The following is a 13423-nucleotide window of genomic DNA, read 5'->3' as shown; positions in this document are numbered from 1 at the left end:
GTCCCATGCCCTCCTCTGCACGTCGTAGGGGACTCCCTCGGTTCGGCCCCGATTTCGCCCGCGTACGGACCGGCCCGACCAACTCGCGCACACACCCCGCCGGTGGTACGTAGGCTGCGGGTATGACCGACCCGACGGGGGAAAAGCGGCTCGTACTCGTGGTCGAGGACGAGCCCATGATCGCCGACGCGGTGGCCGCCCGGCTGCGGGCGGAGGGCTTCGGCGCGATCACCGCGCCGGACGGCCCCTCGGCGCTGACCACGGCCGCGACCACCCGGCCCGACCTGGTCGTGCTCGACGTGATGCTGCCCGGGCTGGACGGCCTGGAGGTGTGCCGTCGGCTCCAGACGCTGCACCCGGGCCTGCCGGTGATCATGCTCACCGCGCGCGACGACGAGACCGATCTGCTGGTCGGCCTCGCGGTGGGCGCCGACGACTACATGACCAAACCGTTCTCGATGCGCGAGCTGGTCGCCCGGGTGCATGTGCTGCTGCGTCGGATGGAGCGTGCCGAGGCCGCCGCCCGGGCGGTCTCCCCCGAGGCTGCGCTGCACCTGGGCACGTTGCGGATCGACCGCACCCAGCGCCGGGTCCGGCTCGGCGCCGACGAGGTGCACCTGACCCCGACCGAGTTCGACCTGCTGGTCTGCCTGGCCTCGCGCCCGCGCGCGGTGCTCTCGCGCGAGCAGTTGCTGGCCGAGGTGTGGGACTGGGTCGACGCGTCCGGCACCCGCACGGTGGACAGCCACGTCAAGGCACTGCGCCGCAAGCTCGGCGCCGAATGGATCCGCACCGTGCACGGCGTGGGTTACGCGTTGGAGGCACCGTCCTGAACCTCGCCGACCCCCGCCTCGTCCGGCCCGGGCGCGCCCGGCTCGGCCGGGCCAACCTGCGGCCGCTGGATCGACTGCGCTCGATCAAGGCGAAGCTCGGCGTGCTCGTGATCGCGTCGGTGTTCGTCTCGACGCTGCTGATCATTTTGGGCCTGCGCACCGAGGTGCGGTTCCGGTACATGCTCGTGTTCACCTCGCTGGCCTGTCTGGCGGTGACCCTGGTGCTCGCGCACGGGATGACCTCGCCGCTGCGCGAGATGACCGCCGCCGCGCAGGCGATGGCGCGCGGCGACTACTCGCGCCGGGTGCGGGCCACCTCCCGCGACGAGGTGGGGCGCCTGGCCGGCGCGTTCAATCACATGGCCGCCGACCTGGAGGCGGTGGACCGACATCGCCGCGAACTGGTCGCCAACGTCTCGCACGAGTTGCGCACACCGATCTCGGCGCTGCACGCGGTGTTGGAGAACATGGTCGACGGCGTGCAGAAGCCCGACCCGGACACGCTGGGGCTCGCGCTCAACCAGACGGCGCGACTCGGGCGTCTCGTGTCACAACTTCTCGACCTTTCCCGGCTCGATTCGGGGGCGGTTCCGCTACAGGCGCGCGAGTTCGCCGTCCGGCCGTTCCTGGCCGCGCTCACCGAGGAGACCGGGGCCCTGGGCAGCGACGTTCGCTTCCGGGTGGACGTACAGCCGGCCGACCTGACCGCGGTCGCCGACCCCGAGCGGCTGCATCAGGTTGTTACCAATCTGGTGGCCAACGCCTGCCGGCACAGCCCCTTCGGTGGCACGGTGAGTCTGCACGCCCGACGCGACGAGGGCCCCGGCAGCCTGCGCCTGGAGGTCCAGGACGAAGGTCCGGGGATCCCGTACAACGAGCGTGGTCGAGTCTTCGAGCGGTTCACCCGCGGCGGTGGCAGTTCGGCCACCGACGGGGGGACCGGACTGGGCCTCGCGATCGCTCGCTGGGCCGTGGATCTGCATGGGGGTGATATTTCCGTAGCCGAATCGAGCCATGGGTGCCGTATCCGAGTACTCCTGCCCGGTGACCCGGCGTAATCGGGTGATCGGTCACTTACTGCACGGGACGATCCCGACATGACGTTCCGTGACCAACAATACGGCGGGAAGCAACAAACGCGACTAAACAGTCAACCGTTTGTGATCTACGCGACGCGGAGGCCGAGGGGCCTGCGCGACACTGGTCAAAGGGCGTAGCCTTGTTTCCCGCTGTCCACCACCCCAGGAAGCGGAAGAGGGCGGTTGCCGCCGTGTCGTCACAGTCCCCTAGCAACCCGATGGCCAGCTTCGGCCCCAACGAGTGGCTCGTCGACGAGATTTACCAGCAATATTTGCAAGATCCCAACTCGGTGGATCGTGCTTGGTGGGACTTCTTCGCCGATTACAAGCCCAGCGAGTCGTCGACTCCGTCGACGTCCGCCGGTCAAGCCACCGTGGCAAGCCCGAGCGGCCCCACACCAGTGAGCAGTACCACGAACAACTCTGGAAGCATCCCCGCGCCGAACGCGGCGCAACCCCCTGTGTCGGCGGCGGTCTCGTCGACCGCGACGGGGACGACGACTCCGGCCCCGGCTCCGAGCCACCCGATGATGACGACCGGCGTCCAGGATGCGGCGCCCGCGCCGACTCCGACCCCGGCCGGCACGCCGGCCCCGGCCGCGCCCGCCAAGGTCGCCGCAGCCCCTACGCCCGCGCCGGCACCGGCCGTCAAGGCACCCGCCGCGCCCGCGAAGAAGCAGCCCGCCGCATCCCCCGAGGCCGTCCAGCTCAAGGGCCCGGCGGCACGTGTCGCGATCAACATGGACTCGTCGCTCACCATCCCCACCGCGACCAGCGTGCGGGCCGTGCCGGCCAAGCTGCTGATCGACAACCGGATCGTGATCAACAACCACCTCAAGCGCGCTCGCGGTGGCAAGGTCTCGTTCACCCACCTCATCGGCTACGCGCTCGTCCAGGCGGCCAAGTCGATGCCGTCGATGAACCACGCCTACGAGGAGCGCGAGGGCAAGCCGTTCCTGGTCAAGCCCGCGAACGTCAACCTCGGTCTCGCGATCGACCTGACCAAGGCCAACGGTGACCGCCAGCTCGTGGTGGCGGCCATCAAGAAGGCCGACGAGATGGACTTCTTCGCGTTCTGGCAGGCCTACGAGGACATCGTGCGCCGGGCCCGCTCGAACAAGCTCACGGTGGACGACTTCGCCGGAGTGACCATCTCGCTGACCAACCCGGGCGGCATCGGCACCGTGCACTCGGTGCCGCGCCTGATGCCCGGTCAGGGCACCATCGTCGGCGTCGGTGCGATGGACTACCCGGCGGAGTTCGCGGGGGCGTCCGCGGACACCCTGTCCCGCCTCGCGGTCAGCAAGACACTCACGCTGACCAGCACCTATGACCACCGCATCATCCAGGGCGCCCAGTCGGGCGAGTTCCTGCGCCGGATGAACCAGCTGCTGCTCGGCGAGGACTGCTTCTTCGAGGAGATCTTCCGTTCGCTGCGCATCCCGTACGAGCCCGTGCGCTGGGTGCAGGACATCTCCGCGACACACGAGGACGACGTCAACAAGACGGCACGTGTGCAGGAGCTGATCCACTCCTACCGGGTCCGCGGTCACCTGATGGCCGACACCGACCCGCTGGAGTACAAGCAGCGCCGGCACCCCGACCTCGACGTGGTCGAGCACGGGCTGACGTTGTGGGACCTCGAGCGCGAGTTCGCGGTCGGCGGCTTCGCCGGCCAGTCGCTGATGACCCTGCGCGACGTGCTCGGCGTGCTGCGGGACACCTACTGCCGCACCGTCGGCATCGAGTACATGCACATCCAGGACCCGGACCAGCGGCGCTGGATCCAGGAGCGGGTGGAGGTGCCGCACGCCAAGCCGGACCGCGAGGACCAGCTGCGGATCCTGCGCCGGCTCAACGCCGCCGAGGCGTTCGAGACCTTCCTGGCCACCAAGTACGTCGGCCAGAAGCGCTTCTCCCTGGAGGGCGGCGAGACCACCATCCCGCTGCTCGACGCGATCATCTCGGCCGCCGCCGAGGACGGTCTGGACGAGGTCGCGATCGGCATGGCGCACCGCGGCCGGCTGAACGTGCTGACCAACATCGTCGGCAAGTCCTACGCGCAGGTCTTCCGCGAGTTCGAGGGCAACATCGACCCCAAGTCGATGCACGGCTCGGGCGACGTGAAGTACCACCTCGGCGCCGAGGGCACGTTCTCCTCCGAGGACGGCGCGCAGGTCAAGGTCTCCCTGGTGGCGAACCCCTCGCACCTGGAGGCGGTCGACCCGGTCCTGGAGGGCGTCGTGCGCGCCAAGCAGGACATCATCGACATGGAGGGCGCCGACTTCCCGGTCCTGCCGCTCCTGCTGCACGGCGACGCCGCGTTCGCGGGTCAGGGCGTGGTCGCCGAGACGCTGAACATGTCGCAGCTGCGCGGCTACCGCACCGGCGGCACGATCCACGTGGTGATCAACAACCAGGTCGGCTTCACCGCCTCCCCGGCCGAGTCCCGCTCGTCCATCTACGCGACCGACGTCGCGCGGATGATCGAGGCGCCGATCTTCCACGTCAACGGCGACGACCCCGAGCAGTGCGTACGGATCGCCCAGCTCGCCTTCGAATACCGCCAGACGTTCCACAAGGACGTGGTGATCGACCTCATCTGCTACCGGCGCCGGGGCCACAACGAGGCCGACAACCCGTCGTTCACGCAGCCGCTGATGTACGACCTGATCGACAAGAAGCGCTCGGTGCGCAAGCTCTACACCGAGGCGCTGATCGGTCGCGGCGACATCACCGTCGAAGAGGCCGAGCAGGCCCTCAAGGACTACCAGGACCAGCTGGAGAAGGTCTTCTCCGAGGTCCGGCAGGCCACCGCGCCGCAGGCCCCGCAGGTGGCCCCGGCCGCCCCGGCGGCCGACATCGCCTTCCCGCGGATCGACCCGACCGGCATCGCGCACGAGACGGTCAAGCGGATCGTCGAGTCGCAGGTGTCGCTGCCCGAGACGTTCTCCGTACACCCGCGCCTGCAGCCGCAGTTGCAGCGTCGGGCGGCGATGGTCGAGGACGGCACGATCGACTGGGCGATGGGCGAGACGCTCGCGTTCGGCTCGCTTCTGATGGAGGGTCGCCCGGTGCGGCTCGCCGGTCAGGACAGCCGGCGCGGCACCTTCGGCCAGCGGCACTCGGTGCTCGTCGACCGCACCTCGGGCGCCGAGTACACCCCGCTCGCGCACCTGTCCGACGACCAGGCCAAGTTCACCGTCTACGACTCGCTGCTCAGCGAGTTCGCCGCGATGGGCTTCGAGTACGGCTACTCGCTGGCCCGGCCGCAGTCGCTGGTGTTGTGGGAGGCGCAGTTCGGCGACTTCGCCAACGGCGCGCAGTCGATCATGGACGAGTTCATCTCCTCCGCCGAGCAGAAGTGGCACCAGCACTCCGGTGTGGTCCTGCTGCTGCCGCACGGCTACGAGGGTCAGGGTCCGGACCACTCGTCCGCCCGGATCGAGCGCTACCTGCAGATGTGCGCGCAGAACAACATGACGGTGGCCGCGCCGACCCTGCCGAGCAACTACTTCCACCTGTTGCGCTGGCAGGCGCTCAACCCGCACCACAAGCCGCTCGTGGTGTTCACCCCGAAGTCGATGCTGCGCCTGAAGGCCGCCGCGTCGAAGATCGAGGAGTTCACCACCGGGCAGTTCCGGCCGGTGATCGGGGACACCACGGTGGACCCGGCCAAGGTCAAGCGGGTGGTGATGTCCGCCGGCAAGTTCCACTACGACCTGGCCGCCGGGCGCGCCAAGGCGGGCCGCGACGATGTCGCGCTGGTCCGGGTGGAGCGGCTCTACCCGCTGCCGGTGGCCGAGCTCAAGGCCGAGCTGGAGCGCTACGGCCTGGACCGCTACGGCAAGGACCTGGAGCTGGTCTGGGCCCAGGAGGAGCCGACCAACCAGGGCGCGTGGCCGTTCATCGCGCTCAACCTGGTCGAGTACGGCCTGCCGGCCCCGCGCCGGATCGCCCGGCCGTCCTCCTCCTCGCCCGCGGTCGGTTCGGCCAAGCGGCACGAGGCCGAGCAGCAGGGCCTGGTCGAGGAAGCGATGAGCTGACGCTCGTGGCTCGATGCACCGGCTCCGCCCCGGCGCGCGTACGATGCGCGCCGGGGCGGAGCCGTGTGTACCGGCAGTGGATCCGCTGAACACACCGGAGTTGGAGAGCATGTACTTCACGGACCGTGGCATCGAGGAGCTGGAGAAGCGGCGCGGCGAGGAGGAGGTGTCCCTGGCCTGGCTCGCCGAGCAGCTGCGCACGTTCGTGGACCTGAACCCCGAGTTCGAGACCCCCGTCGAGCGGTTGGCCACCTGGCTGGCCCGGCTGGACGACGACGAGGACGACGAGTAGCGGCGGGCCTTCGGCTTCGCGGCGCGGGCGTTCGACGACCCGCGCGGCGAAGCTCCGGGCTCATGCGTGGGCGCCGGCCCGGCGCAGTGTGCGGCCCTGCCACAGGGCCCAGCCGAGGCCGTACAGCGCCAGCCCGATGGCCAGCCCACGCCCGAAGCCGGTCGCCGCGTCGAAGCCGAGCACCTCGAAGGCCGGCACCCGCCCGTCGGGGAACGGGAACAGCGCCTGGGCCGCCCCGAGCGTGCCGAGCAGCGCCAGGCCGCCCAGCACCGCCCAGCGCGCCGCCACGGGCATCCGCGGGCCGGTGACCGGGCGCCGGGGCAGGCCGGCGATCCAGCGCCACGTCCACACCGCGCACACGGTCAGTCCGACCGCCGTGCTCAGGTGCTGGAGCAGCACGTAGCCGGGCCGCAGTCCGAAGAACTCCCGGCGCAGTTCGGGCAGTACGTGTGCCACCCCCGGATCGTCGTGGTGCGTCCAGGCGTCCCAGGCCAGGTGCGACAGGCCGCCCAGGATCGCCGAGACCACGAACCACCCGCACACCGCGAGGGTGTCCCGCGCGAACGGCCGGCCGGCCCGCGCGGCGGCGTACAACCGGCCCGGCAGGCGCGGCCGGAGCGGTTCCTCCAGGGCGCCGCGGATCCGGTCCGGCAGCAGTCCCAGGAGCGGTCGCGCGAGCAGGTGGAACGCGAGCACGAGCAGCCCGGTGAGCGCGATGTCCAGGCTCAGCGCGCCCGACCACAGGCCGTGGGTGGCCCGCCGGTCGGCGCGCACGGGCAGGAAGTCCAGGTTCACGTACAGGATCAGGTCCGGGGCCATCGCACCGAACGCGAGCGCGGACGCGATCAGCGGGCCGTGTCGCCCGGCCCCGGCGCCGGCCGTGGTCCCGGTGCGGGTCGCGCCCTGCAACGGCAGCACCGCCGCGATGTGGCCGAGCGTGAATGGCATGCGTTGCGCCCCCGGGTGGTGAGTGAAGCCCCTCGGGTTCGACAAACGCGAAAACTCGACCGCCGGTTCCCTTGACGTTCGGCAGACGCGATATATCGTGAATGGCAGAGCCTCGCGATATATCGCGTTCGACACTCCGACCCGAAGGGGAGGGTCCATGTCCCAATGGATGATCGACGCACCACAGGACCTCACACTCGACACCGTCCGCGTGCTGCGGGTGCGCACGATCGGCGGCCTCGTCGACGTCGTCGGCACCGACGGACCGCCGCGCCTGGAGGTGCACGCGGTCGAGGGGCCGCCGCTGCGGGTCACCCACGACGAGGTGAGCGGCGAACTGGTCGTCACCTACCCGGACCTGACCGGGAAGCAGCTGATGAACTGGTTCCAGGAGGCGGGCCGGCGCGGCGACTTCAAGACCTTCATCGCCGACGGTCGCGCGTTGAGCAAGCGACACGCGGAGGTGTCCCTGGCGGTGCCGTGGGACTGCACGGTCGAGATCGGCGTGGCCTCCGCCCACGCGACCGTCTCCGGCCTGAGCGGTGCCACCACGGTGCGCAGCGTCAGCGGGGATGTGACCCTGGTCGGGCTGACCGGCACGGTCGACGCGAACACCGTCTCCGGGTCGGTGGACGCCGAGTCGATGGCCGGCGACCTCGGGGTGGCCACGGTGGCCGGCTCGCTCACCGTGATCGAGGGCACCGGCGGGCGGGTACGGGCCAATTCGGTCTCCGGCTCGATGATCCTGGACTTGGACGCGGCCGGCCGCAGCCACGTACAACTGAGCACGGTCTCCGGCGAATTGACCGTTCGGCTGCCGCATCAGGGCGACATGCGCGTGGATGTGCGCAGCGCGATCGGCTCGGTCGACTCGGTGTTCGACGAGCTGACCACCACCGGCAGGTACGGCGCGAGCCACGTCACCGGCAAGCTGGGCCGGGGCTCGGGTCGGCTGCGGATCAACTCGGTATCGGGCGACGTGACGCTGCTGCGCCGCGCCCCGGAGGGAAAGGTGAGCGCATGACCCCGGTCTTCGGTCACGGCCGACTCCGGCTCTACCTGCTCAAGCTGCTCGACGAGAGCCCCCGACACGGCTACGACGTCATTCGGCTGCTGCACGACCGCTTCATGGGCCTCTACGCCCCCTCGGCGGGGACGGTCTACCCGCGCCTGGCCAAGCTGGAGCAGGAGGGGCTGGTCGAGCACGACGTCGAGGGTGGCCGCAAGGTCTACCGGATCACCGCCGCGGGCCGCGCCGAACTCGAGGAGCGGCAGGAGGAGTTGGCCCAGTTGGAGGCGCAGATCCACGAGTCGGTCTACGAGCGGGCCCGAGAGATCCGGGACGAGGTGCGCACGTCCGCGCAGAGCCTGCGCGAGGAACTGGGCCTGGCCGCCCGCGAGGTGCGCAACACGCCGCGGGCCGCCGTCGGCGGATCGGCGAAGGCCGACGCGGCGAACGACTCGACAGACGGCGCGACGGCGGCCGACGGCGACCCGGAGTGGCCGGACGCGGACCGGTGGCCCGGGCGCGGGAGCGGGCGCGGGCGCGGCGCGCGGTCGAACAACACGTGGGAGCCGATCTTCTCGCAGCGGATGGCCGACCTCGCCGAGGGCCTCGCGCACAACCTGGTCGACCTGGCCGCCCGGCCGGGCCTGGGCGACCTGGAGCGCGAACTGCGCCGCCGCTTCGGCGCCGGCCCGGAGCCGACCACGGCGCGCGAGCGGGCCGAGGACGCGTGGGCCGAGGAGACCGACCGCCCCGCCCCGCGCGGCCCGGAGGGCTTCGATCTGGACGCCGTCATCGACACCATCCGCGCCGAGGTGGCCCCCCTGGCCCGGCGCGCGGGAGTGACCCCCGACCAGTTCGACCGGGCCCGCGCCATCGTGGTCACCGCCGTCAAGGACCTGCGCGAGGTGTTCGCCGAGGACACACCCCCGAAGGACACATCCCCGAGCTGACCCCGGCCGCGAGCCCCGACCGACGCCACCTTCGGCCCGGCCGGGGCTCGCGGCCGACCGGCATCCGGCGCTCTCGTCCCTACGCCCCAGTCCCTAGTCGCGCAGGTGCAGCTTGGCCAACTCCACCCGTCCGACCGCCAGTTGCCGTACGTCCACCGACTCGACCCGGCCGGTCCGGCCGACCGCGACCTTCGGGTAGACCGGCGGCAGCACCACCGCGTCGCGCGTGACGATCTCGCCCGCCACCCGGGTGAGCGTGGCCCGCTTCGCGTGGTCCGCGGTGGCCAACGCCTGCTCGATCAGCCGGTCCAGCTCGGGATTGACGTATCCGGTGGCGTCCGGGCCGCCGGACATGGCCGGCGCGAGCACCGCGAACCCGGTCCGCCCCACCACGTATCCCGCACCGCGCCGATCCACCAGCGCGACGTCGAAGTCGCCGGTCCGCCGCCGCGCCGCGAACCCCTCCGAGTCCGCCTGCTCGACCGTCACGGAGAACCCGATGCGATTCCATCCCTCGGCCAACACCCGGGCCACCTCCGGCAGTTCGCCGGCCTCGCCGGTCACCGCGAGCAGCGTGAAGCGCACCCCGGGCGGCACCGGCGCCTCGCCGAACATCGCGGTGACCCGCTCGGGCTCGACGGTCGGCCCGGCGGTCGCGCTCGGGCTCGGCTTGGGCGACGCGCTCGGGTCGACCCCTCGGCCGTACGGCGTGTACTCCGGGTCCCAGCCCTCGTTGCCCGGCCCCAGCGGCCCCTGCCCGATCACCGCCTCGCCCCGGTAGACATCCAGGGACACCCGGGTCCGGTCCATCCCGAAGGCCAGCGCCCGACGCACCGCGACGTTGTCGAACGGCGGCCGGCGCAGATTGGGCAGCACCACCAGATCGGTCGGCCCGCTCGCGATCTGCACGTAGGTGCCGTCGGCCCTGTGCAGCCGGCGGACCTGATCGGGCGTCGGGCGCGGATACACCCCCAGGCGGTGCGCCTTCAGGTCGGCCACGCCGTCGGCGGCGGCGCGAAACTCCAGGCCGTCCAGCGGCGCGGCCTTGTCCCGGTAGTCCGGCGAGCGGCGCAGCGCGACCACTCCCCCGGCGGCGCTCGCCAGCCGGAACGGGCCGGTGCCGATCAGCGCCCGGGGATCGGCGAGGGTGGCCTGATGCGGGATCGGCAGGCAGGCCAGAAAGGCCCGCAACGCACCGAACGGCCGGGGCAGCGCGATCCGTACCGTGCGGTCGTCGGGCGCCTCGATCGGGCCGAGGCGACCGGCCAGCCACGGCGCCCAGTCGCCCGCCGTCGCCGGGTCGTTCATCCGGCGCAGCACGGCTGCCACGTGCTCGGCGGTGAACGGGTCGCCGTTGTGGAAGCGCACCCCCGCGCGCAGCCGGATGGTCCAGCTCAGCCCGTCGGCGGCGAGTTGCGGATCGGCCGCGGCAAGGACCGGGCCGATCGTGGTGTCGTCCCGGTAGGTGTACAGCGCCTCGACCACCGGATCGGCGATCCAGCGCACCGGCTCGGCGCTGGAGTGCAGCGGGTTGAGCACGTCCGGCAGCCGGGCCAGGCCCACCGTCAGCGTGCCGCCCGTGCGCAGGTCGTGGCCGGCACAGGAGGCGAGCAGACCGCCGGTCGCCGCGACGGCCACCCCCGTACCGGCTCCGAGGGCGAGCAGGCGGCGACGGGACAGCGGCATCGGCGGGTCCTTCCGAGACGACCCGGGCGACTCCGGACCGGCGGTGGATCGGTGATTCGGGTGGCTGGTTGCCGCGCCCGGCGACGTTCCCCCCGGCACGGCGCCCGGCGCGGCACTAGACGGTGAAGACGATCTTCCCGAACAGATCGCCCTCGGCCAACCGACGGAAACCAGCCACGGCCTCGGTCAGCGGCAGCACGGTGTCGATCACCGGCCGCACGCCGGCTTGCGCGCACAGCCGGAGCAGGCCCGCGAGTTCGTCCCGGTCGCCCATCGTGGAGCCGACCACGCGCAGTTCGTTGAAGAAGATCCGGGTCAGTTCGGCGGCGGCCGGCCGGTCGCCGGAGGTGGCCCCGGAGATGACGATCGTGCCGCCGGGCTTGAGGCTCTTGATCGAGTGCGACCAGGTGGCCGCCCCGACGGTCTCCATCACCGCGTCGACCCGCTCGGGCAGTCGGGCTCCGGACCCGAAGGCCGCGTCGGCGCCCAGTTCGACCGCACGGGCGCCCTTGGCCTCATCCCGACTGGTCACCCAGATCCGGTAGCCGGCCGCCTTGCCGAGCACCACGAGCGCCGTGGCCACCCCGCCGCCCGCGCCCTGGACCAGCACCGTGCCGCCCGGGCGCACGCCCGAGTTGGTGAACAACATCCGGTAGGCGGTCAGCCAGGCGGTGGGCAGGCAGCAGGCCTGTTCGAAGGACAGCTCGGCGGGCTTGGGCAGCAGGTTCCAGCGCGGTACGGCGACCTTCTCGGCGAAGGTGCCGTGGTGGCGCTCGGTCAGGATGGACCGGGGCTCGTCGGTACCGAGTCCGCCGATCACCGAGTGCACCACCACTTCGTTGCCGTCCTCGTCGAGTCCGGCCGCGTCGCAGCCCAGGATCATCGGGAGCCGGTCCTCGGTGATCCCCACGCCCTTGAGGGTCCACAGGTCGTGGTGGTTGAGCGAGGCGGCCTTGACGGTCACGGTGGTCCACCCCGGCGGCAACCCCCCGTCCTGCCCGGGCTCGGGTCGCTCCCCGAGCCGGAGGCCGGACAGCGGGTCCTGGGCGTCGATGCGCACGGCACTCACGGCAAACATGGGGGCACCCTACTGACGCGAGGGGCCCACCCGGTCGGGCAGGCCCCTCGTGTCGTGGCAGGCCCGCGAACCGCGATCGAGCGTCGGACGGTCGGCGAGGAGCCGTCGGACGGGCATCGGGCGCCGCTGCGCGGACCGCGGCTCAGATCCGCGCCACGCCGTCCCGTCGGGCCGCGTCGGCCACCGCCTTGGTCACCGCCGGCGCCACCCGCGCGTCGAACGGCGAGGGGATCACCTTGTCCGGCGCGAGTTCGTCGGCGACGACCGCGGCCAGCGCCTCGGCGGCGGCCACCTTCATGCCCTCGGTGATCCGCTTGGCGCGCACCGACAGGGCCCCGGCGAACACGCCCGGGAAGGCGAGCACGTTGTTGATCTGGTTCGGGTAGTCGCTGCGCCCGGTGGCCACCACCGCGGCGTACTTGTGGGCGACGTCCGGGTCGATCTCCGGGTTCGGGTTGGCCATCGCGAAGATGATCGCCCGCGGCGCCATCGTGGCCACCACGTCCTCGGGCACCTTGCCCGCGGACACCCCGAGGAAGACGTCGGCGCCGGCCATCGCGACCTCGATGCCGCCCTTGAGGCCGGCCCGGTTGGTCAGTTCGGCGATCGTGCGCTTGATCGGCGTGAGGTCGTCGCGGCCCTCGTGCACGATGCCGCGGCTGTCCACCACGCACAGGTCGCCGATGCCGGCCTCGATCAGGATCTTGGCGATCGCGATGCCCGCGGCGCCCGCGCCGGAGATCACCGCGCGCAGGTCGCCGAGCGTACGGCCGGTCACCGTCGCGGCGTTGCGCAGCGCGGCGAGCGCGACGATCGCGGTGCCGTGCTGGTCGTCGTGGAAGACCGGGATGTCCAGCCGTTCCTGGAGTCGGCGCTCCACCTCGAAGCAGCGCGGGGCGCTGATGTCCTCGAGGTTGATCCCGCCGAAGGAGGGGGCGAGTCGGGCGATGGTGTCCACGAGTTCGTCCACGTCGGTGCACGAGAGCGCGAGCGGCACCGCGTCGATCCCGGCGAACTCCTTGAACAGGATCGCCTTGCCCTCCATCACCGGAAGCGACGCGGCCGGGCCGATGTCGCCCAGACCCAGCACCGCGGTGCCGTCGGTGACCACGGCGACCGTGTTGGACACCCAGGTGTACTCGTGCACCAGTTCCGGGTTTTCCGCGATGGCCGTGCAGACCCGGGCCACCCCGGGGGTGTACGCGAGGGACAGGTCGTCGCGGTTGCGCACCGGGACGGTCGAGCGAACTTCCATCTTTCCGCCGCGGTGCAGGGCGAAGACCGGATCGAGTCCGTTCGTCGCCGTGCTGTCCGTCGGGATGATCTCCGCTGCCACAGGGACCCCTTTGTCGACATTGTCAGTAGTGGTGCAGCTCTCGGATGCGTGATCGCAGGCTGCAGCCTCGGTGAGATCGGCGCTTCGTGCAGCGCCCTTGATCCGGCCGAGGTTACGGGGGTCACCCGTGACGCCGATTTTGACACACCCCCCGAATGGCGATGTG

General features: G+C 71.5%; 10 protein-coding genes. 6 read left to right on the top strand and 4 right to left on the bottom strand.

Annotation, left to right across the window (positions count from 1 at the left end; genetic code table 11):
- The first annotated feature begins 122 nt into the window (after positions 1-122).
- The 4 genes from ABIA38_RS30650 to ABIA38_RS30635 all read left to right on the top strand — a co-directional run bounded on the left by ABIA38_RS30650 (position 123) and on the right by ABIA38_RS30635 (position 6250).
- Positions 123-833, top strand: a complete 711-nt coding sequence (locus ABIA38_RS30650; RefSeq protein ID WP_424642114.1) for a response regulator transcription factor — start codon at positions 123-125, stop codon at positions 831-833.
- Positions 782-1891, top strand: coding sequence for a sensor histidine kinase (locus ABIA38_RS30645; RefSeq protein WP_424642113.1), 1110 nt, complete (start codon positions 782-784; stop codon positions 1889-1891). Before ABIA38_RS30650 ends, ABIA38_RS30645 begins: the two co-directional genes overlap by 52 nt.
- 239 nt (positions 1892-2130) lie before the next feature.
- Positions 2131-5958 carry a multifunctional oxoglutarate decarboxylase/oxoglutarate dehydrogenase thiamine pyrophosphate-binding subunit/dihydrolipoyllysine-residue succinyltransferase subunit gene (locus tag ABIA38_RS30640; protein WP_424642112.1) on the top strand — a complete coding sequence of 1276 codons (3828 nt, stop codon included), beginning with the start codon at positions 2131-2133 and terminating at the stop codon, positions 5956-5958.
- 109 nt (positions 5959-6067) lie between these two features.
- Positions 6068-6250, top strand: coding sequence for a DUF6104 family protein (locus ABIA38_RS30635; protein WP_020557400.1), 183 nt, complete (start codon positions 6068-6070; stop codon positions 6248-6250).
- A gap of 60 nt (positions 6251-6310) precedes the next feature.
- Here the strand turns inward: ABIA38_RS30635 and ABIA38_RS30630 are convergent, their stop codons facing one another.
- Positions 6311-7198 carry a DUF4184 family protein gene (locus tag ABIA38_RS30630; RefSeq protein ID WP_424642111.1) on the bottom strand — a complete coding sequence of 296 codons (888 nt, stop codon included), beginning with the start codon at positions 7196-7198 and terminating at the stop codon, positions 6311-6313.
- Positions 7199-7355: 157 nt separating this feature from the next.
- On the opposite strand from ABIA38_RS30630, the gene ABIA38_RS30625 reads away from it, so the two are divergent.
- A complete protein-coding gene (locus ABIA38_RS30625; protein WP_424642110.1) occupies positions 7356-8222 on the top strand; it encodes a DUF4097 family beta strand repeat-containing protein in 867 nt (288 codons plus the stop codon).
- Entirely contained in the window at positions 8219-9157 is a 939-nt protein-coding gene (locus ABIA38_RS30620) for a helix-turn-helix transcriptional regulator (RefSeq protein WP_424642109.1), read from the top strand. The genes ABIA38_RS30625 and ABIA38_RS30620 overlap by 4 nt, the downstream gene beginning before the upstream one ends.
- Positions 9158-9250: 93 nt before the next feature.
- On the opposite strand, the gene ABIA38_RS30615 is transcribed toward ABIA38_RS30620, so the two are convergent.
- The 3 genes from ABIA38_RS30615 to ABIA38_RS30605 form a co-directional block, all read right to left on the bottom strand.
- Positions 9251-10843, bottom strand: a complete 1593-nt coding sequence (locus ABIA38_RS30615; protein ID WP_424642108.1) for an ABC transporter substrate-binding protein — start codon at positions 10841-10843, stop codon at positions 9251-9253.
- Between the two features lie 115 nt (positions 10844-10958).
- Positions 10959-11921 (bottom strand): zinc-binding dehydrogenase, encoded by a 963-nt coding sequence (locus ABIA38_RS30610; RefSeq protein WP_424642107.1) that lies wholly within the window; start codon positions 11919-11921, stop codon positions 10959-10961.
- Positions 11922-12063: 142 nt separating this feature from the next.
- Positions 12064-13257 (bottom strand): NAD(P)-dependent malic enzyme, encoded by a 1194-nt coding sequence (locus ABIA38_RS30605; protein WP_424642106.1) that lies wholly within the window; start codon positions 13255-13257, stop codon positions 12064-12066.
- Positions 13258-13423: the final 166 nt, after the last annotated feature.

Source organism: Embleya sp. AB8 (assembly GCF_049739465.1).
Lineage (GTDB): Bacteria > Actinomycetota > Actinomycetes > Streptomycetales > Streptomycetaceae > Embleya.
This window is presented reverse-complemented; position numbering and strand designations above follow the sequence as displayed.

Coding starts and splice junctions, on each gene's coding strand:
- ABIA38_RS30650 (WP_424642114.1), top strand. CDS start 123: ATGACCGACCCGACGGGGGAAAAGCGGCTCGTACTCGTGGTCGAGGAC.
- ABIA38_RS30645 (WP_424642113.1), top strand. CDS start 782: ATGGATCCGCACCGTGCACGGCGTGGGTTACGCGTTGGAGGCACCGTC.
- ABIA38_RS30640 (WP_424642112.1), top strand. CDS start 2,131: ATGGCCAGCTTCGGCCCCAACGAGTGGCTCGTCGACGAGATTTACCAG.
- ABIA38_RS30635 (WP_020557400.1), top strand. CDS start 6,068: ATGTACTTCACGGACCGTGGCATCGAGGAGCTGGAGAAGCGGCGCGGC.
- ABIA38_RS30630 (WP_424642111.1), bottom strand. CDS start 7,198: ATGCCATTCACGCTCGGCCACATCGCGGCGGTGCTGCCGTTGCAGGGC.
- ABIA38_RS30625 (WP_424642110.1), top strand. CDS start 7,356: ATGTCCCAATGGATGATCGACGCACCACAGGACCTCACACTCGACACC.
- ABIA38_RS30620 (WP_424642109.1), top strand. CDS start 8,219: ATGACCCCGGTCTTCGGTCACGGCCGACTCCGGCTCTACCTGCTCAAG.
- ABIA38_RS30615 (WP_424642108.1), bottom strand. CDS start 10,843: ATGCCGCTGTCCCGTCGCCGCCTGCTCGCCCTCGGAGCCGGTACGGGG.
- ABIA38_RS30610 (WP_424642107.1), bottom strand. CDS start 11,921: ATGTTTGCCGTGAGTGCCGTGCGCATCGACGCCCAGGACCCGCTGTCC.